This window comes from Clostridium mediterraneense (assembly GCF_900091705.1).
GTDB lineage: Bacteria > Bacillota > Clostridia > Clostridiales > Clostridiaceae > Sarcina > Sarcina mediterraneense.
Map to the genome: position 1 here is coordinate 68,047 of NZ_LT594782.1, position 26,120 is coordinate 94,166.

Consider the following 26,120-nt stretch of genomic DNA (forward strand, 5'->3'; position numbering starts at 1 on the left):
AATAGCTCTATTTATTATTTAAATAAAAAAAAAGAAACTACCTGTATATAGTAGTTTCTTTTTTATTAAGATTTTTTCTTTGAAAATATTCTTGAAAACCAATTTCTTTTTTTATGCTGTCTTTCAATAAGTTCTTCTCTTTTTTCTAAAAGTAATATTTCAACTTTACTTAAAGTTTTTTCTCTTAAATCTTGTTCTCTCATAACTATTTCCTGCTCTCTTGTCAAACTTTGATGAAAATCACTAATTATAAGTTTTTGTTCGAAATTTTCTTCTTTTAAATAACTTATTTGTTCTTCTTTTTCTTGTAATCTTTCTTCTATTTGTTTTATTTTTTCTTCTAATACTTTAACTAAATATTCGTCTTTTTCATCTTCTTTATTTTCTAAATCAATAAAGCACTCTTCTTGCTCTAATTCTTTTAAATTAAACTTATATTGTTTAGCCTCTGATAATTCTTGCATTTCAGCATCAAAATTATCTTTACTAGCCTCTTCTTCACAAAACTGAATTTGTTCCCTATTTAAATCATCTATTAATTCTATTTCTTGTGAATCTAAAATTAACTCTTCTATAGGTTTATCTAAATATTCTCTGATATCTATTTCATTACTATGTTTTTTAGTTTCCATTCTTTTAGCTTTTAAATTATCATATAAAGTTATACCGCGTAATTCTTTATTTTCCATAATAAATATTCCCCTCTTATAAACACTAATCAATCTCTAAATTAATTAATTCTATAAAAGCTTTTTAAATCCTTTATTTTTTTCTAAAAAAAGGAATAATTTTTATGTTTGCAGCATATATTATTAAACTTTATTTATATAATTTATTCTAAAAGTAATTTTAAAATATTTCCAAACTTATCTTTTGTAATATTTTATCATATATTATCGAATTTTAAAAGAAAATCATAGCCTTTGTATTTTAATATATACAATCTAAGATATAATATTCATTAAATTAAACCCTCTATAGTTAAATTTATAGTATTTAATATGGTCTTATTATTAATTACTTTTGAAAAAACATCATTTACTTTTGCTCTAACTCTTATACTATCATTAATATCAAAATTCTCTGGTAATATTATATTAGTCGAAAAATTTTCTTTATGAGAATATAAATGAATGGATTCATCAACAGTATCTGCTATATACTCTATATTTTCTTCTAAATATCCTCTAACCATTAATTTATATCCTGTTAATCTATTATTATCATAAGATTTATTATTTATAGTTTTAATAACATATGTTTTATTTATAACAGCTAAAACTAAGGTATCAATCACTTCTGATACTTCAATATCATTAGCACATAAATTAATAATATGATCTACACTAATATTTTTAAAGGTACTTATTTCTCTATCTAAAATTAATTTATTGCTTTTCTCGCTTGCATTTATAATCTTATTTTCATCTAATGATTTATAAGAATATTCTAAAATAGTCTCAGTTTCTAATCTAGGAACAGTTTTATAATCATTATATTTATATTCAGTACAAATCTCATAAACTTCTTTAGGCTTTATATTAGGTATTTTTATACCATAATTTATGTTTCCTTTTATAACCTTAGTTCCATTAACAAATATATTACCATCTAAAACCTCAAATCCTTTTGATGATTTTTCTTTTACAAATAGATTTTCAAGCTCTATGGTTCCTTTATTTTCGATTGTACTTATAAATTTTACTGTATCACCATAAGTTATTAATTTCTTAGTAGCACTTTTTACTATATTAACCCCTACATCTTCTAAATATATAGTATAGTTTTCTGATCTAAAACTAGCTCTAGTATAACCATAATTATCATATAAAAAATCTCCAGTTGCTATTACAGCACCACTAACTTCTTTATTATTAAAATTTATATCATAAATAGCTGCATATCTTATAAAAATACATTCACCTTGTTTAATCTTCTCTATTGGTATTCCTGACAAAAATGTTTTTTCTATAAAATAACCATTAACAGTAAGACTATCCTCAATAAACCCATATTTCATAGCTTCATCTTCAATTATTATATTTTCTACTATACCTGTTCCATCATTTCTAACAGTAATAAGATATTCAACTCTCTCTCCCTTTAAATATCTTTTCTTAGAAGTTTTTTTAACTATATTAAGTCTACTTAAATTAAGCTGTATCTCTTTTCCCTCAGACTTATAGTATACAAGCTCTTTTTTATTAGTATCACATAAATAATTAGCACAAATATTTGCTTTTAAATTAAGTTTATTTTTGCTATTTAAATTATTAATCTTGAATTTCATAGATATTAATTTAGATTCATTTATATCTATATCTCCAATATATATATCTGAATTAAAGCTTACCTTCTCTTTAAATTGTCTATTTATAGAAAACTCACTTAGCTCCAAATCACAATAACTATCTATATCAAAATTTAAGCTTATATCATCTAATTTTATATTTCCCTTATTAGTTAAATATAAATTATAATTTAACTCTTCTCCTATTTCAGCAGAAATTTTATTAATGCTTTCAGTAATTAGTAAATCACTATTATATATATTAAGATTTAAAATATTAGACTTACCTACTGCTTTAATAAGTTTACTTCCCTCATATGGATAATAAAAATATTCTACCTCTGAAAAGGAGCTAAGCTGATTTTCTGAATCTTTTGAGACTATAACATCATATATAATTTCTCTTTCTTCTCCAACTTTTAAATTTCCTATATTTATAACTTCATTATCAAATAACTGAGCTTTCCCATTTACAATTAAACTATTTTCTTGTATCAGCATAGAGGATGCTAAATTTTCATTTAAAATAACATTAAAAGCATCCCTATTTCCAGTATTTCTAAGAAGCATTCTAACATTTACCTTATTATCGACTTTAGCAACAGCAGTACTTGTCTCTCTTTTAAATACTCCTAAATTCCCATCTATAATTGCACTTTTAATATAAATTTCATCACTTTGAATATTTATATTTTTCTTTACCCTATTTTCTAATAAATCTCCCACATAACTATAAGTTATATTAGTATTTATAATTAAAGATTCTGTATATGGAATCATATTAGCTCTTAGTTTAAAAGATATAACAGCAAACTCTCCTATATCTAAATCCCCCAATAGGAAACCTTCTTCTATATCATAGTGCTTTTTATCTCCATTTATTTTTAATGAGCCCTTAACAAAGGCTAGGCACTCCTTTATCTCTTCCTTTATAAAGATTTTCTCTGCTTTAAGATTTCCTTCATTTTTAAAAGATACCTTTATATCTACCTCTTCTCCAACGCTAATATAATTTTTATCTAAAACCTTTTGTATGCTATCTTCCTTTATATTTGCCCCTTTAACAACTAAAGGTTCTGTGCTAATTAGATAATTATCCTCTTTTTCTATATTTTCTAAATTATATTTATATCTTATATTTGACTGATTCTCATTATTTTCATATGTAGGAAAATCAATTACTGTAGCCTTATATGATATATCTATTTTAGAACCTGGATTTATATTTCCTAAACTAATATTAGTTAAATTATCATTTAAAATCTTTTTCCCTCTTATAACTAAAGAACCCTCTTTAATCTTTAAAAAGTTTGGAATATTTTCATCCCATAAAATATTCTCAGCTATTAGATTTCCTGTATTTTTAATACTTATACTATAATCTATATCATCTCCTAAAAATATAGATTTTTTATTTGACTTTTTCTCTGAAGTCTTTAAAATAACTGATTTTATAGAAAAACTTTCACAGCTACTTAAAATATCACTTACTTCTATTTTTTTATTACTAAAACCACTATATTTATAATTAAGAATAGCTCCATTTTTTATATCATTCATTACATCTACAGCTATTGCACTATATTCTAAACAAAAGCTTTCACCAGCTCTTATAATATCAATATTTATTCCTTTATATGGTGTCTTATCAAATATTTCTCTACCATTTATCTTAAGAGTTCCAGGAATAAATTTTAAACAATCTAATTCTTTTTCTTTTATAAATAAATCAAATATATTTATATTTCCTGTATTCGTAGCTTTAATTTTAAAATCTACTTTCTCACCTACAGTTAAAATATTTTTACTTACAGTCTTTTTAAAATTTTCTATACTAACTCTTCTTATCTTTATATTTTTGCTTTCTGCTCTTATAAGCCTAATAGACTCTTGTTTAGATAAATTTTCATCTTCATATTTAAGACTTGGCTTAATATATAAAATTTCCTCACTATATGAGTCTAGAGGTTTTAGTGAAAAACTAATAGATATTTTTTTAAATATATCTATATTCCCAAGCCTTATATTCTCTAAATCATTATTAAGTTTTACTAAAGAATTATTTATATAAAGAGAGTTTTGAATATAAGCTGTTCCAAAAGGAATTAAATCTCCTAATTCTACCTTAAAAGCTTTCTTATTTCCTCTGTTCTCTATTTTAATATTAACTTTAAGCTCTTCATTTACACTAATTATTTTCTTATCAATATTAACTTCAAATTTTCCCTCGTCTTTAAAATCAATACCTACAAAATTAACTATACTTTCATTTGTTTTAATATTAATTCTTTCATTATCATTATTTATAAAGCTTAAAGAGCCATAAGACTTTAAAATCTTACTTGTAAAAGCTTTATCTATTACTATATTTATAAATATTTTGACCTTATCTCCTGGTCTTAATCTATCTATTCTTAATAAATTATTATTTTCTTCTATTTTTATATCTTTTCTGCTTTTATAAGTATCATAGTAGACATTATTAAATTCTATCGAACTTACATTATCAAAAAATATATCTGTTATAGTTTCATTACTTATATTTTCAACTATATTTTCATAGCATAAAACATTATCATAAGTAACTTCTTCTAAGTTAACAGACTGAGAAAACCTAACTCCCCTACACTCCATAAAAATTCTCCTCCTAGTAAATAAACATAATAAACCTAATTATTAAATTCTATGAAAATTTTTCTTAAATAATTAATACCATTATTCTATTTTTCACATATATTAATATTAAAAATATCTAAAATACATTTGTATGTTCTGAAAGGAGAATTTTACTATGAATTTTAATTCAATAGATTGCGATTGTGACAATTCTTTTGATACTAACAAAAATTACTGTGAATACATTCAAGGTAATAGTACAGACTTACACATAGGTCCAAAAGACTGCGAAATTAGAGTTGACCTTAGAGTTAATAGAAAACGTAGTGTTAGAATATGGGGACAAGTTAAAGATTGTGATAATATCCCTGTATCCGGAGTATTAGTTAAATTATTAAAAGTTATTAATTATTCTAATAAACAAGATTTTATAGGTGTTAGTCATACTGTAACTGATTGTAATGGTTTCTATCAATTTGAATTAGCTAAATGTGATGGATCTGATTTTAAAATAATAGTATCTAAAGATGCTGTAGGAAAAGAAAGAACTATTTCACCATCAGCTAATGATTGTGATACTTGTGATGATTGCTTTGCTGATTGTGATGATTACGATGATTATGATGATTGTGATGAATGCTACTATCCTAGTAAACCAAACAAGCCACAAAGACCTAAACCTTGTCCTCCACCAAATTATCCTGGAAACTACAAACCAAACAAACCTAGCTGTGGATTTAAATAGAAAAACTTATTAATTAACTTAAACACATTATTTCTAACAAAAACGGGGCTGTCTTAGACTAGATTCTATTTTGCCAAGCTAGAAATTTATATAAACATATAAAAGGATGTCTCTTTTGAGCCATCCCCGTTTTAATTATAGAGTATTCCTTGTATAAATATTGAACTTATACATAAAACTCTTTTTTTATTTATTATTTTACTATAAATAATATTAGAGCTTTGTTTAATGTCTATAGAACTTAAATCATTATAATCCTCTGGTAGCATTATATCTACCAAAAATTTTTCATTATGAGTACACACATAACATTTTTCTTCTATATCAGCACAACTATACTCTAAATTAATATTTAGAATACCACTTACAACTAATTTATTACCAGTTAATATAAAGTTATCTGATGTAACTCCTTTAACAGTCTTTGCAACATAAAACTCCTTTATATCAATACTTGAATTAGTATCAATAATCTCCTTGAAATTATTGTTATTATTTATATCTATATATGATTCTAAATTAAATTCTGTAAATATAGGATTTTTACCTTTAATAGTATAAACAAGCTTATCTATCTCTTTCTCTTCTAAAAGTCTTTTTCCTCCATACTTATACTTAAAACTTCCATTAAGGGTAGTCTTTATTATTCCACCACCTATTATCTTTTTTACCTTTGCTTTATAATATACCTCAATAGTTTCTCCACTTTTAATCTTAGCTATATTTATACCTTTATTAATACTAGCTTGCTTAATATTATCAGAGCCAATATAAACAGAACCTTTTTCAAATTCCAAACATTCAGATAAATCATCCTGTATATTTAAATTATAATAATCTACATTACCTAAATTACTTATATCTAATTTAAATTTAATTACATCTCCTAAAATCACTTTATCTTTATTAGAAGATTTATTTATAGCTATATCAATATAATATACCTTTATATTATTATAAGATGCTCTTTCTATTAAACAGCTCTTATTTTTTTCCTTATAATTAACTCTAATTATATTTTTTATATTATTATCTATTCTTTTTATAACTCTTGCCCTAAATTTTATACTTATCTCAGCAAAAGCCTTAATATCTTTTATTTTTATCCCAGTAGTTAATTTATAAGAATCTAACTTTTCATTTTCTATAAAAATCTCTTCTGAAAGAAGCTCTAATGACTCATCTAAAATATCTATTATCTCTATATCTTCAACTAAATTATTACTAATATTTTTAATATTAAGACTAAAACTAACTATATCTCCTATTAATAATTCTTTTTTATCTAAAGTTTCACTAATTTTTAGACTCTCTTTATTTTTACTATTAAATTTCCTCTCTTTACTTTTATCATCTCTAATAGTTAATTTATCTTCTTGTGTCCTCTTTCTTTGGGTAATATTTGAATATACAATCTCACTCTTCCTATAATCTAAGCAATTATCATTAGAGTATGAAAAAACTGTTTTTATAGTTTCTTTATTAAAAGAATTTACTGCCTTTAAAGTAAATCTTATAATAATTTCCTCATCTTTAAACATCTCATCTATATTTATAGACTTTATATCCACATTACTTATATATATACCATTTATACTAAAGCTTCTTAAAACATAAGAAAAGCTATTTGAAAATATATTTTTTAAATTAAGATTATATATTGTGCTATCATTTTTATTTATTATCTTAATAACAAAAGATACACATTCATAAGTACTTATAACACTTTTATCAATATCACATATAAGACAATTTTCATTCTTATAAGTTGAAAACCTCTTCCTCTTTAATTCCATAATATTCACCCTTTTACAACTACTTATAATATTATATTTTATGTTTATCTTTCTATTCTAAAAAAATAATATTGTAATATAAAAAAGAGCTGCCTAATTTTAGACAACTCTTTTTTAATTACTCTTCTTCAACTTCTTTTAATTCTAAATTTTCTCTTCTATTATCAAGAGGATTTAGATTAATATGATGTACTATTTGATCTTCTGAAGGATTCATAATTAAATCTTCTAAGTATAATCTTCCTTCTGTTGTATTAGCTACAACATCATAAGTTCCATATTTTTTATATAAAACCCAGTTAAAATCATCAGTTATAAGCATATCTATATCTTCCTTAGAAACTATAGCTCTTGCTTCTTCTCTACCATACTTATCTTTTAGAATTATTTCAGCTTTTGACTCATCAACTATTACATAGTCATTCTTAACATGAGTATCAACTATTTCAAGGTTTTCTTTTCTGTTATCAAGAAAATCTCCATTTATATGTCTTATAGGAGCTTTTGAATTAATTCCTAAAATAACTCCTTGAAGATTTTGCTTTAATGGTTTTCCTTTTTTATTCTTAATGTCTTCATTTATATTTTGAGCAAGGAAATCGTTAAAGTCTTTATTCCACTCAGCAAACCATGTTCCAAGTGCTTTTACCTTTTCCATATCTTCCTTATCTATCTTAGCTATAAATTCTTTACCTTTTTTATTTGACATAGTTATTTCTACAATGTCACCTTTAACTTCATACTTGTTATCCATAACTTTAAAAGTTCTTTTCACTATAAACACCTCTTTCTAATTTATTAGTGCTTATATAGTATAACAGAGTAATAGTAAAAGTTAAACATAATATTCCTAATCAAAATTAAAATAAGTACAAAGTCTATCTATTAACTTTACTGGCTTTACTTCAAACTTTCTTTTTATACCTCTAGATAAAACTTTACAATCTATACCAAGACTTTTAGCATAAAAGTACATTACAGGACTTCTAAGTCTCCCCCTAGAACAACCAATAACTAATTTATATTTACCATTTTCAGATATATCTAAAAGTGCTTTTCTTATTTGCTTTTTTCTTTTGCAAAGCCCTTTATATATTATAAAAAAAGCCATAGGATATATTTTTTTTACAAGTTTATGCTCTTCTTCATTTATAATTGGAACATTATACTTAAATAAAGGCATTTCCTTAAATTCTTTTTCTGTCCTAACATCTACTGTTCTTTCTGTAGTAATATTTTTATATTCAATAAACACTTTTGTCCCCCTATTTTATAAGTGTAAAATTAAATTAAATATTAGATTTTTAGTATTGAAATTATTTTAAAACTTCTTTTATAAAATCTTTTACTTCTTTTTCGTAACGCTCTTTATCTGTAACATAAGCATTCATATGCTCTGCACCTTCAACCAAATAGATTTTCTTTAATCCTTCCTTTTTCTCATTATACATTTCCTCACACATATTATATGGAACTGTAGTGTCTCCTGTTCCATGAATAAATAATGTAGGAACCTTACTATTTATAATAGCATCCTTTGGTGATACTTCTTTTAAATTAAATTTGTATTTTCTTTTTATTCTTCCATTAACAAGAGGATAGAAAACTCTTGTTGGAAATTTTGATTGATCAAACTTAAACTTAACTACCTCTTCAGCATTTGAGAATCCGCAGTCTTCTATAACAAAATCAACTTTTTCTTCAAAAATACCTGCAAAAAGCATAACTGTAGCTGCTCCCATAGATTGACCATGAAGTCCTAATATCATATCATCACCGATTTTCTTTTTCATAGTTTCTACCCATAAATTTAAATCATTAACTTCATGATATCCATAACTAGAGAACTTTCCTTCACTTTCACCATGAGCTCTCATATCTATTAATAATATATTGAATCCTTCATCTAAGAACATTTTCATATATTGAATACAAATATAATGATTAGCTGTATATCCATGGTGTATTATCATAAGCTTTTTAGAATCTGGAAAATTATTATAAAAATATCCTGTAAGCTTTAATCCATCTTCACTAGTGATTTCTAATCTTTCTATATCTATATTTTCATATTCTTTATAATCAACCTTAAACTGATTTGTAAGCCTTAATAACATCCCCTCTTTTGTTTGTCTTTTAGCTCTTGTTACTTCTTTTTCTCCATATCTAACTATTAAAGATGTAATAACAGCAGCTACTGTTCCTGCTCCAATACTAGCTCCTAAAGCTACTTTTGTAGATTTCTTCATCACTAAATCCTCCTAATGTTAAAGCCTACTATTTTATTATAATATAGTATTTAGCTCTTATAATATTTTCTTTATATTTATCAAATAAATTTAATTATATTATATATCTTTTAATAATTTTAATCTAATCTTTACTATTAAATTAAGGTAAAATTAAAGATAAAATCATATTAAAAAATGATCTTATCTTTATAAAAAATATACTATATTTTCATTATTTCCTAAAATATTATTCTAAAACTTCTAAATTAACTATATTAGATATTAATAATTTAAAATCTTTTTCTGTTAAAATACTAGCCTCTAAGTTTTCTGTATAAACTTCTATTTTAATAGTCTTTCTTCTTTTTAAATCCTCTATTTTTCTACCCTCTATCTCACTTGGAACGCTTATATCACAAAATTTATTACAGCTAAATTCACAAATATTTATTGTACTTCCAAAACCAGCAGATACATATTTAAGCTTTATATAAAAAGTTATATTAAAGACTAACTTTTTACCAAGTAATCTTCTTCCATCATTGCCTTCGCCCTTTATATTATCTATGATATTTATATTATCTACCTTTGTATCTAAAGATATAGATAAGATATTTCTAAGCTCTGTTTTATTATTGATAGAAAAAACTTCCCAAAATTCTAGTTCTGAAAAATACTTACTATTCTCTGGAAGTTCTTTATTTATTCCTATATACTCTATACCATCCATTATATATCTATCCAAAACTTTTCCCCCTATATTTCTACTATCACAAGAAGAGCTAAACTTATTAAATACTCTCTACCATTTAATTTTTCTATATAAATATCTTCAACAAAAACAGAAGATATTAATTTACTACTATATAAATAATCATCTTCTAAAACTATATTTGTTGTAAAGGGAATTTTTATTCTATCTGTAAATAATGATTCACTATTATTATCAGCTATATATTCAACTCTAGAACTTATAAATCCATTAACTATACATTTAATTCCTGTAAGCCTTGTACCATTTTCTCCATTTGCACTAGCTCCATTAATTATTTTATAATCAGATATCTCAGGCTTTATTACACATTTAATAAAAGATTTTATTGATGGTTTTACATCTTTTAAAAGAATTTTTTTATCAACTATTATATCTCTAAATGCATCTATCTTATCTGGTAAGTCTTCTGTTATTCCAAAATACTCTATAGAATCACGTATAAATTTTTTCAAGCTACTCCCCCCTTTTAATATTTAATCCGTTTATATTAAAACTATGTAAACATTACTATAATATTCTTTATATCTTAGTTAAAGAACAAAAAATAAAACTAATATCTCTTAAAAATATTAGTTTTATTTTTGATATTAAATAATTTAATTATCTAGCTCAACTATATAATTTTGTATATTTTCATCAGCAACTACAATAAAATTAAACTCACCATATAAATCAGTAATTGCTTTATCTATCTCTTTTCTAAGTAAGCAGCCTCTTTTTTCTTTATATTTAATTAATTTAACCATAACTCCTTTGTAGATTTTATTATCAGAAGATATAGCCTTACCATATATTCTATAATATTTTTTTCGCTCTACTAATATATCTTTTTTTATTTCTCCAAAACTATTTACTATTTTAAAATTATTATCATTTGACATAACTTCCTCTATAATCTCATAGTTAACTCTTAAATTAATATTATTTAATCTATATTTATCTTTTATAAGCATATAGCCCTCCCTTCTAAAAATAATCTATATGTTCAATCTAAAATATAAGGGGCTGTCTATATTTAAGACATCCCCTATATCTATATAAAAGATTTCCTGAAAATTTGTAGCACGTGCAGCCTTAAAAAGGCAGATTAAAACAAATTAAGTTGTTTGTCTAAATCCTTTTACATCTTATCAGATAAATCTATATTATATAATATGCAATAAATAATATAAGGTTATAAAATATTTATTTAAAATCTAATATTAATATTTTTAAAATATTACTAAATATATAATTTTTCAAAAATTTATATTATAAAATTGCATTAACTTAATATTATAATTGTCATTTGTTACTTATTTCTCATAAAATATAATATCAAGTAAAAGGAGAATAAAATTTATGAGTTGTAATAATTCATTTTTCCAATTGGAAAACGCATTAAATGGACTTACTGGCCAAAATGTATCTTTATACCTACCTATTTTAAACAGTAATGGTACTAATGATGCCACTGTTCCTCTTACAATAAATAATATTACTAATGGTTTTGTTAACACAAGTGCTGGAAGTTTTGATATATCATCTATTGCAGCAATACAAAGTAATGTAATGCCACGACTTACAAACACAATCCCAATATCAAAAGATTGTTTTAGCATAATTGATGCAAAACTTAGGAATTTTATTTCATTAAATAATCCATATACTTTTACAGTTTTAAATAATACTTTTCGCGGAATAGTTAGATCTGTATGTGCAGGTGCTATAGTAATCCAATCTCCACCTTGTGATTACTTTACTATCTCCACTAGATTTATAAGTTCTGTTACACGAAATTAATTAGGAGGATTTTATGATATATAATTGTGATTCTATTCGTTGTTCTGTACAAATGGAATTTGTTGCAAGACAACTTATATGTAAAGATGTATGTTTAGGACTTGCTTATAGAAATGACGAAATACCTGTTAGGATAGATGCTGTCTGTGATGGAGTTATAAGATCTGGTAATACTTTATATCCAATTCCTTTAATCGGATATATAAAGATTCCAAATACAACATGTAATATGATTGGTTTGAAAAATGATTTTTGCACACCTAGTTCAACTGGAACAACTGATATTCCAACATCAATATCTAATGGCTTAAATAATGTTTTATCTAGGAATAATCAGTATTCCTTTACTATGGTATATCAAGTTGTTAATGGAACATTAAAAGATATAGCACCTGGAGCTTTAAAAGTTCAATCTGGCTCAAATATCTATATATTATCAACTTGTTATTTAACAAGTGTATTAACTTTATCTACTTGTTAAGGAGGTTTTTTAAATGAGTTGCTTTGTAAAAGATAAGTGTGATAAAAAAATAGCTATTAACGCATCTCTTTTCCAAAAAAATTTTATATTAAGACAGCTAGTGGGAAAGAATGTAAGAATATTTATTTCTAATACTACAGGCTCTTTCTTAGGAGTAGTAAGATATATAAATGATGGAGTATTTGGTTTTGAAGTTAATACTCCAGAGCCTAATTTATATATATTCCCTATAAATAATCTAGAAGCTATTGAATATACTAATAATTGTTCAAATGTTTGTCCTTATAAAAATATAGTATGTGATTGCTCAGATACTTGTAATAAAGAAGTAAATATATTAAAAAATATATTTGTTAATAGTAAATATGAATTCTTTACTACTGCTAATAGATTTGATTTAAGAGTAACTAGAAATGTTCCTGGAGTAGTATTAGGTGTTACAATTGAACGAAATGAATGTTCTGGTAATCATCAAGAAAGATGTTTTGATGAGCAAAATAACTGCTTTGAAGATCATGATAAATGTGATGATAAATGTGGTAATAATCTATTTAGAAATACTAATACTCCACAAATAATATTATTTGCAGATGCTATATTAATCTACAGACAAATTTTCGGAGATTTATTTACAGGAATTTAATATTAGAATATATTAAAATAAAGGATTGTCTCGTATATCTTGAGACAATCCTTTGTATATTACTTTAAAGTATAATTATAAGATTTATAATATATATTACCTTCATAATTTACATCAATATTTCCATCATAATCATAGATTTCTTTATTTTCCTCTTCATTTTCACTATTTTTACTTTCTTCTAATAAAGTATTCTCTGATTTTTCCTCTAACACTCTTCCAACATTCGCTTTTAATTTCCCCTTATAAGCACTATATATTATTCCTTGATTTATTTGCTCATCATCTAAATTATATAAGTCCTTATTAAAATTATAAAATAAATCATTTGAAATATTATAAACTAAAGCTGAAATTCCGTCTTTTCTAGTTGATAGGTTTACAAGTATATTATTATAATCTATAAATTCTATATTAGTTATATCTAATACTTCTGTCTCTTCTCTAGAATATTTTTCTGCCTTACTTCCCTTATAAAGAATATTAGTTTTATTTTTTTTCTTTATATCATAAATTATAATATTTTCATCTGGATTAGCTATAACAATAGCAATTTTATTCCCCTTTATATCTATATAATTTATCTTATTACTCTCATAAATTTTTTCCTTATTAGCTTTAGATTTATTATATAAATAAAGTTCTGTTCTATCTATCTCTCCATTCTCTTCATTAATAATAATCTTTTCCCATATAATATTATCCAAATCCATTCTTGGCCTAAAAATAATTTCTTTATTAATATCATCTGAATGAGCAATTACATCTCCTTTTTTATTATTAAAATTATAATTTATAATTTCAGTAATAACTCTTGAACTTATAATATTATATTTTTTTTCATTCTTTTCTATATATCTTTTATAAATTAAATCATTTTCTTCTATATCTAAATCCTCTGGAAATGAAAATTTACTTTTTTTAGAATCTTTACTATCTAGTATATATATTTGATTATCTATACTTTCTTTTTTTCCTGTATTTATATCTTTAATAAATATAGTCCAAGTATATATCTTTTTATCTTTCTCTTCCCTATCAGATGTTTCTATCCACGCTACATATTTTTTATTTAAAACAAGATTTTGTATCTTTGAATTTTCATTTATTTCTTCAAATAAATTTTTCTCACCATTTTCATCATTATAAATATATAAATTACCATCTTCATTAGATTTTACAATATGATTACTTTCACTAAATTCTCCATAGTCAGTAAAATCTAAAGGTATGTATTCTATCTTCCTATTTTCATAACTGCTTAAATTTGCATCTAATACATTTGAATTTTGAGAATATATATCATTGCTGTATTCAATTATAGTATCAAAAAAACTTTTCCCCTTAAAATATTTAAAAGCAGTGAAAAAAATAAATATTAATAAAGCTAACACTAATATTACTTTTTTACTAAAAATTTTTTTCATAAAGTTTATCCCCCTATAAACATCTCTTGTTTACTTTAATTGTAACATAGATAAACACTATTAATTCTGAAATTAATTTAAACTTTACTAACTATTTGCAGTTTTATAATTATCTAAAGCTTCTGTCACAGCTTCCATAAGCTTTGTTTGATATGATTTAGTACAAAGCATTGCATCTTCATTATAATTACTCATAAAGCCCATTTCTAGAACAATTACAGGAACCTTAGACCAATTAAAACCTGTTAAATCATTTCTTTCTATAATTCCGTTAACCTTAACTCCTCTAGCTTGTAAAGATTTTTTTAGCATAGTTGCATATTCATTGCTTTCTTCATATATTCCTTTTGTAAACTTACCTGTCTTAGAAGGAACTAAAATAGTAGCTCCTGTTTTTCCACCATTATTTATACTATCACAGTGAATTCTTATACTCATATTAACATTTTCTTTATTTGCAAGCTCTGCTCTTTCTCTATTGCTTATATTTATATCATTAGTTTCTCTTGTCATTACTACATTATAATTTTTAGCTTCTAACATTTCTTTTAATATTAAAGAAGCATCTAAAACAACTTCATACTCCCATTTTTTAGTTCCAACACCTCTAGTTCCAGAAGTAACCCTTCCTTTTGAACCGCCACCACCTGGTGAAGATAGTTCTGGTCTCATATCCCCCTTAGCTTGATGTCCTGGATCTATACAAACCTTAAAATTATTTTCTTTTTGCTCATTTGCTATAACTAAATTACTAGGTATAACAGTTAAAGCTATTAATAAAATACTTAATATAAAAAATACTTTGTTTTTCATTAGTAAAATCCTCCTTAGTATTAATATCTCATCATATACTTTTTGTAAAAATATTAATTAATATACAGATTCTAAATAACAGAATATTTTAAAATATTAAAGTCAATAATTCTTAATACCAATATTTTTTTATATACATATAGTAATAACAATATTACACGAGGTATTTAATATGAATTTACTAAAGAAACATAAATTACACCCAATAAAGCTAATCTTTTTATCTTTCTGCATATTTTTTATATTTAGTAATTTTGAATTTAAATTATCCTTTATTAGGGCATCACATATAGTAGAATTTATAAATAGAGATTTTTATAGAAATTTAAATGAAATAGAAATAGGAAATTATAAAATTCTTTATGATACTAAGACTAGTAAAAAAGATATAGATTATGTAATAGATATTTTAGAAAATAAAAAAGATTTACCCTTAGAGGTATTAAACATAAAAAAGGATAATAAGACTACAATAAGAATTCTATCAAAATTTAATAATAGCCATTCTGATTCCCTTGGATATGTCTACTTTCATAATAATGTTATAAACATCCTTAATAGAGAATCTCATAAGAAAATTGGCCTTATAGAATCAGAAGAGGAATTAAACAAAATATTTACGGAAACACTAATTCATGAATATACTCATACTTTAATAAACAATAAACTACGTGAAAATAAGATTTATCCTAAAAAACTACCTTTATGGTTTAATGAAGGAATTGCTGAATACGTGGGAAAAATATCTATAGATGAGGTAGTACCTACATTTGCACTTTCAGAAGTAAAACCATCTGAACTTAATAAAATGATAAATACAAGGACAGATTTATTTTATAGTCAAAGTTCTATCTTTATAAATTTTTTAATAACTAACTATAAAAATCCTATTATAGATAAAATTTTATATAATCTTAAATATAATAAATTTGAAGACGCTCTTGAAAAAACAACATCAGAAGATATAGACTCGCTTTCACTAGATGCTTTTAATATTTCTTATTAAATCTATAAATACTTTATAATAAAAAAAGTTCCTAATTAAAGGAACTTTAAAAAATATTATAAGGTATTTAATTTTATTAGTGACTTAATTGGGGGAATCACTAATATTTTGTTTTAAAGGTTTTGTTATAAATATTTGCTCATCTTACATTAATTATTATTACCTGAAATTCTTATTATATACATAAAATAATAAATTTTAATTAATTTTTATTTATAATTTTTATAGTATAATATTAAGTAAAATATGGAATTATATCAATAAAATATAAAATAAATTTCCATATAGGGGGACAAAATGATAGATAAAATAAATAAAATAAAAATAGCATGGACTATTCCTTTAACTTTTTTATTAATTATCATTTCATTAGCTATATTACATTTTAATAGTAATAATACATTTTTTCTTACAAGTGCAGCAGTATTAAGTATCTTTATACTTCCAATCTGTATAGCTCTTAGTTCAATGAAATTAACTGGTAAATTAATAAAAAAGATTATGGAAAAAAAATCAATTCAAAACCTAACAGTTATACTTTTAACAGTAATGATAGCTTATATAGCATTTATGATTTGTTTTGCTATTTTCACTGCTGCTATACTATTTCTATTCCCAGATAACTCTCCATTCTTTATGATTTCATAAAAAGAGGCCCATTTAAAATATAAATGGGCCTCTTTTTATAATATTGGTATTTGATATAAAAATTCTTCTAAATCATCTTGATCAATTTTTCCTATATTATCAATAGCTTGTTTAAATTTATTTAAAGGAAGTAATGTATCTTCTAAAGATTCTTCTAAAATATCTAATTCTTCATTTGCCTTATATCCTTCATAGATATCCCTAAAATATGTTTCTATACAATCTGAAAATTCTACTATTAAGAATACTTGATGTTCTTGATTATAAATATAATTAAGTTCTTCTGTTATTTCTACTAAGATTCTTATATCTAAATTTTCATTTTCTAAATCTTCTAATCTAGAATACATATTCTTATATAAATTTATTAATTTATCATTATTATTTTCTAATTCTTTTATTGTTCTTATTGTTTCATTAAAATCTTTAGCTGTAAAAAATACATGCTCATCATCTGCTACTAAATTTGATATTGTTATAGATGGTAGTATAACAAGTTTTAAAAAACTTATTATTTCTTTAAAATTAGAAAAATTAAAATAGTTAAATAAAGCATCATCACTTTTTTGGTTTACTAAAAGTACCTTTAACATATCTTTATTTCTATCAAATCTTCTTGTTTGATCTTCTACAAGATAATTTGTCCAATATTTTAAATCATAATTCATATTAAATCTCCTGTTCTAATTCTTGAAAGTAATTATTACATCATTTATATTTCCAATTAAAATTATAAAATTTACAATAGGTAAAAGATGCATAACTATATTAAATGAAAAATTTTGTAACATATTATTATTATTAAATCCACTAAGTCTCATATTTAAAAATCTTTTAACAAAACTTGTATCACTTTGTTCTTCATTTATCCTATTTGCTGTTTGCTCTAAAAGTTTTTTAGCAATTCTTTTTTTAAACTCACGTTCCTCTTTTGAAGTTGCAAGAAATTTTGCTAGACTTGTCACAAGAGCTAAGACTGTTACTATAACGTATAATTCTATTAAACTCTCTATAATAAATATATGTCATTCCTCCTTTAGCCCTAAATTTATTTATTATTATAATATCACAAAACTCAATTTTTTTGTTTAAATATTAATATGTTATAAATATATATTAATATTTAAACAAAAGTTTGAAATTCATATAATTAGTTTTATCATATATCCATCTAGTTTATACTTTTTATTAACTTTATTTTTATGTAAATATGGTAATTACACTATTGAAAATAAAATTATTATCAGTCATACTTAATTTTGTATATTTATTTAATTATGGGGGATTTAATATGAAAGCTACAGTAGATCAAGAAAGATGTTTTGGATGTGAATTCTGTGCAAGTACTTGTCCAGAAATATTTGAAATAAAAGAACTAAAATCAGATATAGAAAAATCATTTGCTAAAGATTGTGAAATACCAAATGAACTTATTGATTTAGCATTTGATATAGAAAGTAATTGTCCAGCAGCTGCAATAATAATTGAAAATTAAAATAAGCTACCTATAGGTAGCTTATTTTGCTTGTTGAACTGTTCTATAATTATAACTTCCCTTTGGAGACTCAGTTTTAAGACCATCTCCAGTAGATCTAAATACTATATGACCACATTCATCAGTTCTATAAACATCAATTTCTCTTTTTTCTAATCTTTCCATAACAACCTTAGCAGGATTAGCAAATTTATTATCCTCACTAACAGTTATAACAGCATATTTAGGCTTTAAAATATCTAAAAATTCTTCAGTTGTACTACTAGATGAACCATGATGACCTATTTTAAGTAAATCAACTTTAACCATATCTTTAAGAATTCTTTTTTCAGTTAGCTTTTCTGCATCAGCTGCAAAAAGAATTTTATCATTATTATGTACATATAAAGTTACTAAAGACTCATCATTAGTATATGTACCTCCACTAGTATTAAAAATTTGCATATAAGAATCATCTGATAAAATTATTTTTCCACCCTCTACTGGCACAACAGGAGTAAGACCTTTCTTAGTTAAAGCAGACCTAAAATCTTTATATGTTTTTATATCTGATTTACCACTTGATACAAAAACCTTTTTAACATTAAACTCTTTAACAATTTTATCAAGACTTCCTAAATGATCCTTATGATTATGAGTTGATATCAAATAATCTATATCTTCTACTCCCTCTTTTTTCAAATAAGTAGTTATCATATTTTCATCATTATTATCTGCACCATCTATTACTATAGTTTTATCACCCTTAATTAAAATTGAATCACTATTACCTGTATTAAGAAAATGTATCTCTGTTTCATCATTAATACTTAATTCCTTAGATACTGTTTTATCAATATTATTCACGATACCTCTTATAGAACTAGAATAATACTTAACACAAAGTATTATAATAAGTAACACACTAATATCAATTAATATTAATTTCAAATATTGTCTTTTACCTCTTTTGTTCACACCAATTCCTCCTTAGTGTACCCCTCCCCAAAAAGAATAAAAATATATCAATATTATTAATACTTATTATATACAATTTTCCAATTTATATTTGAATTTTTTCTATTTTATATCCTTTTTTCTCTAAAATATCTAAAACCCCATCTTCCCCAATAAAATCCTCATATGGTAAGGATATTGCTGTATGACTATTCTTATCTATACTTTTTTCGATTCTATTAACAATATTATTATTACTTTCAACTCTAATATCATTATAAAATTTATTGTTTTGTATTTTATCTTTAATAATACCTTCCATATAATTTGTATTACCTGATTTGTAAGAATCTATTTTTTGTTTATATACATCTATATATTTTTCTCTATCTCCTTTATTATAAGAAGCAATAAAAGACTTAAAATTATCTAGATTATATATCTTTTTAAGATTCTCCATTTGTTCTTTAACACCATTAAGACTTTGTACCTCTTTATCTTTAGCCTTAAACTCATCAGCAAGCTTTACATCAAGACCTACTCCATTTAACTTCATAATTTCATTTTTAGCTTCCTCAAGTCTAAGTAGAATACCAAAAGCAGACCTTGCTTTATAATCTTCATATCTTAATCCATAATCAAGCATTATATGCTCTAACTTTTCTATTTCTTCTTTATTTAAAAAATCATCTAAAGTTCCTTGTTTCAAGAATATTAAATCCTTAAACTCTTTTTCAAATTCTCCTCTTACATTAATATCTGTAAGATCAATTTCAGTAATTAAATTATCTGAAGTTTTTATTATATTCTTCAACTCTTTATTCATAAAATTAATATGTTTATTAGAATTTTCTAAACTTCCTATTAAATTTAAACTTACATCGTCTTTAGTTGCTTTCCATAAATATCCCTTTGTAGCTTCACTTGTATTGTCATTTAAACTGCATGAGGCAAAAAATCCAGATACTAAAATAACCGTTCCAATACTTAAAGCTTTTTTAAAATTCCCTTTTAATAAATCCATAGTTCTCTCCCTCACTTTAAATATATATTCTATATTAAATTTATTATAGGCTCTTATTTTTCAAATATCAACCAAATATGTATAATAAATAAATTATTTTCAATTTATACAAAATTATTTAAAAAATAAAAAAGGCTTAAAATTTTAAGCCTTTTTTAAAACAAATATTTTACTTCTTTCTAAATTTTTTCACTATGTAAACTATAACTACAATAACTGTTATAGCTATAACAGCATCAGTATACCTTCCTAAAATAGTATTTATAAGAGCTAAGTTATGCCCTATATAATATCCAAGTAATATTAAGATTAAATTCCATATAAGGATACCAATTGTTGAGTAAATGACAAATGGTATTATTTTTATTTTTTCTGCACCAGCAAGAAGTGATACATAAGTTCTTACAACTGGCATTAATCTAGCTACTAGGACACTTTCTTTGCCGTATTTTCCAAACCATCCTGCTAACTTATCTAAATATACTTCAGTACTTGGAAATTTTCTCTTTACTGTTTCTATTAGTGCTCCACCACCAAAATATCCTATATAGTAACATATTAATGATCCTAAAAGTGCTGCTAATGTACTTACTACAATTATTCCTATCATTGAAATATGTCCTTCTGCTACACTTATTCCAAAGAAAGGTAAAATAAGTTCACTTGGTATTGGGATGGATGCATATTCTATTAACATAAAGAAGAATATACCAATATAGCCCATATGTATTGCAATATGGCTTAAAGAAGTAATTATTGTATCCATATTCATTTTAAAATTCCTCCTAAAGGTTTCATCTCTAGTTAATCATCTGTTCATTTTGTTAAAAATTCATTAATTTTTATTATACTAGTTTTCCAACTATTTTTCCAACATATTTTTAATAAATTTCTTATATTTTTTAAAATTTTTAATTATTATTATAAGAATTTTTATAGAACTTTTAAATTCAATAAAATTGGTTACTTTATTTGTATAAACTTTAAAAATAATACTTAAAAAGGATAAAATGTGTATAAAATTAAAATATTGTTTATAAAGTGTAACTTTTCTCCTCATATTTTATGTATAATATTTAATGGAATGATTATTCCTAAGTATAATATGTATGGGAGTTTTATAATGAGTAGACAAGCAGTAGAAAAATACATATATGATGATGAAGAAATTTATAACATAAAAGAAACTAATAATAGAAAATTAATGAGAAAAAAAGCCCTTGCAAGAAAAAGAAAACTGGAAAAACAAAAAAAAATGCTTTTTAGAAAAAAACTTACTTTATCAATTATGACTATTTTTGTACTTTTCGGTTCACTTAGTCTAGCATTAGGTGATTTTATGGCTAGCGGTAAGCTTTAACTAATTATATTTTTCAATAATAAAAGAACTAAAATAATTAAATTTTAGTTCTTTTTATTTCTAGTTAATATTTTCCTTACATATTTCTATATCTGAAATAATTTCACTATTATCTTTATTCAATGATAAAGCTTTTTCTAAGTAAATAAGTGCTTTTTCATACTTCTCATACTCCATATAAAAATTACCTATTAAGCAATATATAAACCAATTATTTGAATCTATCTCTAAGATATCTAAATAATCTTTCTCTGCACTTTCAAAATCATTTAAAGCCCTATATATAACAGCTCTTTTTTGATAATACTCAACATTAAGTGGCTCCATCTCTATTGCTTTATTAATATATTCTAAAGCTTTTTCACAATTATCTTTCATAAGATTACATTGTGAAAGCTTTACATAAGCCATAGAATGTTTAGTTTTAAGTTCAATAATATCCTTTAAGATCTTTTCTGCTTCATTAATTCTTACTTCCTGAAGTAAAAAGTCTACTAAAGTATAATGTGCTATATAAAAACTAGGATTAATCTCTATTATTTTTTTACATTCTTCTATAGCCTTATCTGTTTGCATTAAAAGATTGTAGATTACAGCTCTATTTAATCTATAACTAACTTCTTTTTCATCAAGCTCTATAGCTCTTGTTATATATTCTAATGCCTTATTAAAATCTGCTCTTAAAAGATAACATGATGAAATACCTGCAATTAAATTATGGTCAGTATCTTCTATTTCTAACGCCTTCTCAAAGTATGTTAAAGCCTCAGTTATATCTCCTTCTTGTAATAATATAAAAGCTAAACCTTTTAAGGTTTTAAAATTTTTCTTATTAAGCTCATAACTAAGTAAATAATTGTTTATAGCTTCCTTATTATCATTTAATTCCTCATAGCAATCAGCTCTTAATTGATAATATTCATAAGCGTCCTTATTTATTTCTATAGCCTTTTCTATATAATAAATACTCTCTTCTATATCTAAAGTAAGAAATTTTCCATAAGCTTTATAATATAAAAATATATCCTCATTATTTAAATAATCTTCATATTCACTACATAAAGCTAAGATTTCATTTCCACTTTTTATAGCTCTATCTTTTGCATAATCCCCTATATATAATTCTATATTTTCTAAAAAATTTTCTAAAGTTTTGTTTTCATCATTAGAAATTTCATTTATTGGTTTATTTTTCTTATCTATTTCATTAAATAATTCTTCAATATCAAACATAGGCTGCTCCTTAAATTTTTCTTTTGACTATATATATTGTTATACACCTAATTTATATTAATATCAATTTTTACATTATATATTATTTTATTTTTTGGGCAAACTATCCTTATTAATTAAGTTTTAAAGGAGGTTTTGTAGTGAATTATAAAAAAACTATTCCACTTATATTAGCTCTTACATTTTGTCTTAGTTTTATACCTAAAAACTATAAAGCAAATGCTATAGGTAATTTTCTAGTTAGTGTAGAATTTATAGAAAATGAGAAATTAGATACTGAACTATATAGTAGATTAGAGCCAATGTTAACAAAATTATTTGCAGAAAGAAATAATGCATTATTATCCCTTAATGATGAGTCTCTTAAGCAATTTTATAACCTTAAGCAAAAAGCAAGTCTTTGGGCATTTGAAAATGAGGCAAAGAAAATAAAATATTTAAATAATTGGTGTGAAAAACAAGGAGTAACTTTTACAGATATTAAATCTAAAGTTAAAGTTAAAAATGTAAAAAAGAAAGATAAAGAAACCTTTACTGCTGCTGTTATTCTCTCCACAGAATTTCACTATGCATATACAGCTGATGAAAAACAGGAAGATAATATGTTTAGACTTGGGACATATCACTACATAAGTTTAAAAGAAGATGGTGATCATTTTATTATCGTAAAGGAATGGTATACTGACCCATTTGCAGATTCTCTTGATCTTAATAATATTAAATCTACTGAAATTCAAGATTATATAAATTCAAGAACTAAACCTACTATTAAATTAAATGAAAGATTACAAAAAGCAATGGACTATGCACATAATTTCTGCGGAGCTGCTGCTGATGATGAAGTAGGATTCAGTTATAATCCTAAATATACTGATTTTAACCCTGCTGGTGGTGACTGTGCTAATTTTGCTTCACAAATTTTATACGAAGGTGGAGGATTTAAGAAAAACGGTACCTGGAATTATTCAGATGGTTCTGGAAGTGTAGCATGGGTTAATGCTCAAGGATTTAAAAATTATATGATTCAAAGTGGTAGGGCTTCATTAGTAGCTAAAGGAAACTATTCTAAAATATATAAAGCAGCTTATAATTTAAGACCAGGAGATTTTGTTGCTTATGAAAAAAAAGGAAGAATAACCCATATATCTACTGTAACAGGTCTTGATTCTAAAGGTTATCCTTTAGTTACCTGTCACAATACAGATAGACTTCTAGTACCTTATGATCTTGGATGGAGTAACCCTAATATAACATTCCATCTTGTCCATGTTCACTATTAAAATTTAGACAAAATAAACTATATTATCTTTGATGATAATATAGTTTATTTTTTAAGTATCCATATTTTATTAAATAATTCACTTAATTGTAATAATATTTATTTATCTAAATGTTAACATAATGTTTATAGATTTTAATTTTAAGGATATAAAAAAGTAAATCTTAGGAGGATTACACATGAAAAAGGTATTTTTAGTAGTTTTATTAGGTATAATTATTGGTGCTGTTATAGCAGGTGGTACTGTAGCTCTTACTGGTAAAACTGCACTTGCAAGCACAAAAAATAATATAACTACTATTCCAGCTGGATTAATTAGTGAATTAGATGCCAAATCCATAATGTTAAATAAAGTCCCTGGTGGAAGTCTTATAGAGTTTAAGTTTAATAGTGGCACAGCTCCATCTTATGAAGGTAAAATTGTAAATCAAAATATTGAATATACTATAAATTTAAATGCTAAAAATGGTGATATTATAAACATTGAAAAAGGTAAAGCTCCTAGTGATACTTCAACAATAAGTATAAATGCTAATATAATAGCTGAAAATAACTTCATACAACCTGAAAAAGCTAGAACTATTGCTTTAAACAAAGTTCCAGGTGGACAACTTATAGGTTTTTCATTAGATTATACTGCAACAACACCTGAATATGATACTATTGTAATAAAAAATAATATTAAACACTACATATGCATAAATGCAAATAATGGTGATATATTAAGCGATAAAGAAATGACTAATTCTACTACTCAAAATCAAAATAATAATTAAAAAGTATATTTTATTAAAACTTAGATAGATATCTAATATTAGATATCTATTTTTTTATTTTTAAATAATAAATTACTCTTTTAATTTTTTTATATTATAAATTATTAATATATTAACACAATTTAACTGATATCTTATACTATAAATGTAAGCAATTCATTACATTGTTAAGGGGTAATACTTTGATACAAAAGCTAATTAAAGTATTGAGAGCAGATCATGATTGGACATAAGCTGATTTAGCTAAAAAGGTAGGTATTTCCCGTCAAGCAGTTATATTAATTGAAAAATATAAATATACTCCTTTATTAGAATTAGCTTTTAGAATTACAAAAGCTTTGAATTAATAAAGTTTTTAATTATAAGGATGGTGAAAACAATGAATGAACAAATTATTCTTTTACTCTCTCTTATTTTAGGCACTGGTATTACTCTTTTTCTTTATTTATGGAAATCTAAAAAGGAGCTATCTTATAAAGCAGATGAACGTTGGCAATTAATCCAAAATAAAGCACTTATTACAGCAAACTATTCAAACTATCTCTTAATAATACTTTTAGCAATTGGGCAAATAATATCAGTCTCTTCTGATATTCAAATAAGCTTTACCTTAAATAGAATTTTAACTTATGGAATATTATTTATTACTTTGCGTAATGCACTAGAATTAATTGCACTAAAATCCCTTGATAAACAAATATAATTATTAGAAATAAATAGACTACACTTATTTATAAAAAAGACATAATATTTGAGAAAAATAT

At 24.0% G+C, this 26,120-nt stretch carries 29 protein-coding genes; 12 read left to right on the forward strand and 17 right to left on the reverse strand.

The window, feature by feature from the left end; genetic code table 11:
- Positions 1–65: 65 nt before the first annotated feature.
- Positions 66–689, reverse strand: a complete 624-nt coding sequence (locus BN8917_RS00365; protein WP_066868972.1) for a hypothetical protein — start codon at positions 687–689, stop codon at positions 66–68.
- Positions 690–961: 272 nt separating this feature from the next.
- On the reverse strand, positions 962–4,924 hold the full coding sequence (locus BN8917_RS00370; protein WP_066868975.1) for a COG1361 family protein: 3,963 nt from the start codon (positions 4,922–4,924) through the stop codon (positions 962–964).
- Positions 4,925–5,081: 157 nt separating this feature from the next.
- On the opposite strand from BN8917_RS00370, the gene BN8917_RS00375 reads away from it, so the two are divergent.
- Positions 5,082–5,651: a hypothetical protein gene (locus tag BN8917_RS00375; RefSeq protein WP_066868978.1), complete on the forward strand. Its 570-nt coding sequence runs from the start codon at positions 5,082–5,084 to the stop codon at positions 5,649–5,651.
- 131 nt (positions 5,652–5,782) lie between these two features.
- Here BN8917_RS00375 and BN8917_RS00380 read toward each other — a convergent pair whose 3' ends face one another.
- From BN8917_RS00380 to BN8917_RS00410, 7 genes are all read right to left on the reverse strand, one after another.
- Positions 5,783–7,447 (reverse strand): DUF11 domain-containing protein, encoded by a 1,665-nt coding sequence (locus tag BN8917_RS00380; RefSeq protein WP_066868981.1) that lies wholly within the window; start codon positions 7,445–7,447, stop codon positions 5,783–5,785.
- Positions 7,448–7,565: 118 nt separating this feature from the next.
- The gene (locus BN8917_RS00385) at positions 7,566–8,222 is read right to left on the reverse strand and encodes a hypothetical protein (protein WP_407641382.1); all 657 of its coding nucleotides are present in this window, start codon (positions 8,220–8,222) and stop codon (positions 7,566–7,568) included.
- A gap of 75 nt (positions 8,223–8,297) precedes the next feature.
- A complete protein-coding gene (locus BN8917_RS00390; RefSeq protein ID WP_066868984.1) occupies positions 8,298–8,702 on the reverse strand; it encodes a rhodanese-like domain-containing protein in 405 nt (134 codons plus the stop codon).
- A 61-nt stretch (positions 8,703–8,763) separates the two neighbouring features.
- Entirely contained in the window at positions 8,764–9,696 is a 933-nt protein-coding gene (locus BN8917_RS00395; protein WP_084748395.1) for an alpha/beta hydrolase, read from the reverse strand.
- 229 nt (positions 9,697–9,925) lie between these two features.
- Positions 9,926–10,423, reverse strand: coding sequence for a hypothetical protein (locus tag BN8917_RS00400; protein WP_066868987.1), 498 nt, complete (start codon positions 10,421–10,423; stop codon positions 9,926–9,928).
- An 11-nt stretch (positions 10,424–10,434) separates the two neighbouring features.
- A complete protein-coding gene (locus BN8917_RS00405) occupies positions 10,435–10,905 on the reverse strand; it encodes a hypothetical protein (protein WP_066868993.1) in 471 nt (156 codons plus the stop codon).
- A 144-nt stretch (positions 10,906–11,049) separates the two neighbouring features.
- A complete protein-coding gene (locus tag BN8917_RS00410) occupies positions 11,050–11,406 on the reverse strand; it encodes a hypothetical protein (protein WP_066868996.1) in 357 nt (118 codons plus the stop codon).
- Between the two features lie 388 nt (positions 11,407–11,794).
- On the opposite strand from BN8917_RS00410, the gene BN8917_RS00415 reads away from it, so the two are divergent.
- The 3 genes from BN8917_RS00415 to BN8917_RS00425 are packed head-to-tail and all read left to right on the forward strand — an operon-like array spanning position 11,795 to position 13,359.
- Complete coding sequence (locus tag BN8917_RS00415) at positions 11,795–12,235, forward strand: hypothetical protein (RefSeq protein ID WP_066868998.1); 441 nt, start codon at positions 11,795–11,797, stop codon at positions 12,233–12,235.
- A gap of 13 nt (positions 12,236–12,248) precedes the next feature.
- Positions 12,249–12,716 (forward strand): hypothetical protein, encoded by a 468-nt coding sequence (locus BN8917_RS00420; protein ID WP_066869000.1) that lies wholly within the window; start codon positions 12,249–12,251, stop codon positions 12,714–12,716.
- 13 nt (positions 12,717–12,729) lie between these two features.
- A complete protein-coding gene (locus tag BN8917_RS00425) occupies positions 12,730–13,359 on the forward strand; it encodes a hypothetical protein (protein ID WP_066869003.1) in 630 nt (209 codons plus the stop codon).
- Between the two features lie 59 nt (positions 13,360–13,418).
- Here the strand turns inward: BN8917_RS00425 and BN8917_RS00430 are convergent, their stop codons facing one another.
- Entirely contained in the window at positions 13,419–14,786 is a 1,368-nt protein-coding gene (locus BN8917_RS00430; RefSeq protein WP_066869005.1) for a hypothetical protein, read from the reverse strand.
- An 87-nt stretch (positions 14,787–14,873) separates the two neighbouring features.
- Positions 14,874–15,599, reverse strand: a complete 726-nt coding sequence (locus tag BN8917_RS00435; protein ID WP_066869008.1) for an N-acetylmuramoyl-L-alanine amidase — start codon at positions 15,597–15,599, stop codon at positions 14,874–14,876.
- A gap of 172 nt (positions 15,600–15,771) precedes the next feature.
- Here BN8917_RS00435 and BN8917_RS00440 point away from each other — a divergent pair, with 172 nt between their 5' ends.
- Complete coding sequence (locus BN8917_RS00440; protein ID WP_066869011.1) at positions 15,772–16,605, forward strand: collagenase; 834 nt, start codon at positions 15,772–15,774, stop codon at positions 16,603–16,605.
- Between the two features lie 297 nt (positions 16,606–16,902).
- On the forward strand, positions 16,903–17,253 hold the full coding sequence (locus tag BN8917_RS00445) for a hypothetical protein (protein ID WP_066869014.1): 351 nt from the start codon (positions 16,903–16,905) through the stop codon (positions 17,251–17,253).
- A gap of 35 nt (positions 17,254–17,288) precedes the next feature.
- On the opposite strand, the gene BN8917_RS00450 is transcribed toward BN8917_RS00445, so the two are convergent.
- Positions 17,289–17,921 carry a hypothetical protein gene (locus tag BN8917_RS00450; protein ID WP_066869017.1) on the reverse strand — a complete coding sequence of 211 codons (633 nt, stop codon included), beginning with the start codon at positions 17,919–17,921 and terminating at the stop codon, positions 17,289–17,291.
- A 15-nt stretch (positions 17,922–17,936) separates the two neighbouring features.
- Positions 17,937–18,218, reverse strand: coding sequence for a hypothetical protein (locus BN8917_RS00455; protein WP_066869020.1), 282 nt, complete (start codon positions 18,216–18,218; stop codon positions 17,937–17,939).
- Positions 18,219–18,544: 326 nt separating this feature from the next.
- Here BN8917_RS00455 and BN8917_RS00460 point away from each other — a divergent pair, with 326 nt between their 5' ends.
- The gene (locus BN8917_RS00460) at positions 18,545–18,748 is read left to right on the forward strand and encodes a ferredoxin (protein WP_066869023.1); all 204 of its coding nucleotides are present in this window, start codon (positions 18,545–18,547) and stop codon (positions 18,746–18,748) included.
- 21 nt (positions 18,749–18,769) lie between these two features.
- Here the strand turns inward: BN8917_RS00460 and BN8917_RS00465 are convergent, their stop codons facing one another.
- The 3 genes from BN8917_RS00465 to BN8917_RS00475 all read right to left on the reverse strand — a co-directional run bounded on the left by BN8917_RS00465 (position 18,770) and on the right by BN8917_RS00475 (position 21,480).
- Positions 18,770–19,705, reverse strand: a complete 936-nt coding sequence (locus BN8917_RS00465; RefSeq protein WP_066869026.1) for a ComEC/Rec2 family competence protein — start codon at positions 19,703–19,705, stop codon at positions 18,770–18,772.
- Between the two features lie 85 nt (positions 19,706–19,790).
- Positions 19,791–20,708, reverse strand: a complete 918-nt coding sequence (locus BN8917_RS00470; protein ID WP_066869029.1) for a TraB/GumN family protein — start codon at positions 20,706–20,708, stop codon at positions 19,791–19,793.
- Positions 20,709–20,877: 169 nt separating this feature from the next.
- Positions 20,878–21,480, reverse strand: coding sequence for a DedA family protein (locus BN8917_RS00475; protein ID WP_066869032.1), 603 nt, complete (start codon positions 21,478–21,480; stop codon positions 20,878–20,880).
- Positions 21,481–21,831: 351 nt separating this feature from the next.
- Between BN8917_RS00475 and BN8917_RS00480 the strand changes: the two genes are divergently transcribed.
- On the forward strand, positions 21,832–22,068 hold the full coding sequence (locus tag BN8917_RS00480; RefSeq protein WP_066869035.1) for a hypothetical protein: 237 nt from the start codon (positions 21,832–21,834) through the stop codon (positions 22,066–22,068).
- Positions 22,069–22,128: 60 nt separating this feature from the next.
- Here the strand turns inward: BN8917_RS00480 and BN8917_RS00485 are convergent, their stop codons facing one another.
- A complete protein-coding gene (locus tag BN8917_RS00485) occupies positions 22,129–23,301 on the reverse strand; it encodes a tetratricopeptide repeat protein (protein WP_066869038.1) in 1,173 nt (390 codons plus the stop codon).
- Between the two features lie 140 nt (positions 23,302–23,441).
- On the opposite strand from BN8917_RS00485, the gene BN8917_RS00490 reads away from it, so the two are divergent.
- The 4 genes from BN8917_RS00490 to BN8917_RS00500 all read left to right on the forward strand — a co-directional run bounded on the left by BN8917_RS00490 (position 23,442) and on the right by BN8917_RS00500 (position 26,059).
- A complete protein-coding gene (locus BN8917_RS00490) occupies positions 23,442–24,581 on the forward strand; it encodes an amidase domain-containing protein (RefSeq protein ID WP_066869041.1) in 1,140 nt (379 codons plus the stop codon).
- Positions 24,582–24,759: 178 nt separating this feature from the next.
- Positions 24,760–25,356 (forward strand): PepSY domain-containing protein, encoded by a 597-nt coding sequence (locus tag BN8917_RS00495; protein ID WP_066869044.1) that lies wholly within the window; start codon positions 24,760–24,762, stop codon positions 25,354–25,356.
- A 281-nt stretch (positions 25,357–25,637) separates the two neighbouring features.
- Positions 25,638–25,703 (forward strand): hypothetical protein, encoded by a 66-nt coding sequence (locus tag BN8917_RS14800; RefSeq protein WP_407641385.1) that lies wholly within the window; start codon positions 25,638–25,640, stop codon positions 25,701–25,703.
- Between the two features lie 32 nt (positions 25,704–25,735).
- On the forward strand, positions 25,736–26,059 hold the full coding sequence (locus tag BN8917_RS00500; protein ID WP_066869046.1) for a hypothetical protein: 324 nt from the start codon (positions 25,736–25,738) through the stop codon (positions 26,057–26,059).
- The last annotated feature ends 61 nt before the right edge of the window (positions 26,060–26,120 follow it).

Excerpts from the sequence above, each read along its gene's own strand:
- BN8917_RS00500 (WP_066869046.1), top strand. The coding sequence starts at position 25,736 with ATGAATGAACAAATTATTCTTTTACTCTCTCTTATTTTAGGCACTGGT.
- BN8917_RS00415 (WP_066868998.1), top strand. The coding sequence starts at position 11,795 with ATGAGTTGTAATAATTCATTTTTCCAATTGGAAAACGCATTAAATGGA.
- BN8917_RS00445 (WP_066869014.1), top strand. The coding sequence starts at position 16,903 with ATGATAGATAAAATAAATAAAATAAAAATAGCATGGACTATTCCTTTA.
- BN8917_RS00395 (WP_084748395.1), bottom strand. The coding sequence starts at position 9,696 with ATGAAGAAATCTACAAAAGTAGCTTTAGGAGCTAGTATTGGAGCAGGA.
- BN8917_RS00460 (WP_066869023.1), top strand. The coding sequence starts at position 18,545 with ATGAAAGCTACAGTAGATCAAGAAAGATGTTTTGGATGTGAATTCTGT.
- BN8917_RS00425 (WP_066869003.1), top strand. The coding sequence starts at position 12,730 with ATGAGTTGCTTTGTAAAAGATAAGTGTGATAAAAAAATAGCTATTAAC.
- BN8917_RS00475 (WP_066869032.1), bottom strand. The coding sequence starts at position 21,480 with ATGAATATGGATACAATAATTACTTCTTTAAGCCATATTGCAATACAT.
- BN8917_RS00440 (WP_066869011.1), top strand. The coding sequence starts at position 15,772 with ATGAATTTACTAAAGAAACATAAATTACACCCAATAAAGCTAATCTTT.
- BN8917_RS00365 (WP_066868972.1), bottom strand. The coding sequence starts at position 689 with ATGGAAAATAAAGAATTACGCGGTATAACTTTATATGATAATTTAAAA.
- BN8917_RS00435 (WP_066869008.1), bottom strand. The coding sequence starts at position 15,599 with ATGAAAAACAAAGTATTTTTTATATTAAGTATTTTATTAATAGCTTTA.
- BN8917_RS00370 (WP_066868975.1), bottom strand. The coding sequence starts at position 4,924 with ATGGAGTGTAGGGGAGTTAGGTTTTCTCAGTCTGTTAACTTAGAAGAA.
- BN8917_RS00495 (WP_066869044.1), top strand. The coding sequence starts at position 24,760 with ATGAAAAAGGTATTTTTAGTAGTTTTATTAGGTATAATTATTGGTGCT.
- BN8917_RS00380 (WP_066868981.1), bottom strand. The coding sequence starts at position 7,447 with ATGGAATTAAAGAGGAAGAGGTTTTCAACTTATAAGAATGAAAATTGT.
- BN8917_RS00470 (WP_066869029.1), bottom strand. The coding sequence starts at position 20,708 with ATGGATTTATTAAAAGGGAATTTTAAAAAAGCTTTAAGTATTGGAACG.
- BN8917_RS00450 (WP_066869017.1), bottom strand. The coding sequence starts at position 17,921 with ATGAATTATGATTTAAAATATTGGACAAATTATCTTGTAGAAGATCAA.
- BN8917_RS00485 (WP_066869038.1), bottom strand. The coding sequence starts at position 23,301 with ATGTTTGATATTGAAGAATTATTTAATGAAATAGATAAGAAAAATAAA.
- BN8917_RS00410 (WP_066868996.1), bottom strand. The coding sequence starts at position 11,406 with ATGCTTATAAAAGATAAATATAGATTAAATAATATTAATTTAAGAGTT.
- BN8917_RS00430 (WP_066869005.1), bottom strand. The coding sequence starts at position 14,786 with ATGAAAAAAATTTTTAGTAAAAAAGTAATATTAGTGTTAGCTTTATTA.
- BN8917_RS00480 (WP_066869035.1), top strand. The coding sequence starts at position 21,832 with ATGAGTAGACAAGCAGTAGAAAAATACATATATGATGATGAAGAAATT.
- BN8917_RS00375 (WP_066868978.1), top strand. The coding sequence starts at position 5,082 with ATGAATTTTAATTCAATAGATTGCGATTGTGACAATTCTTTTGATACT.
- BN8917_RS00420 (WP_066869000.1), top strand. The coding sequence starts at position 12,249 with ATGATATATAATTGTGATTCTATTCGTTGTTCTGTACAAATGGAATTT.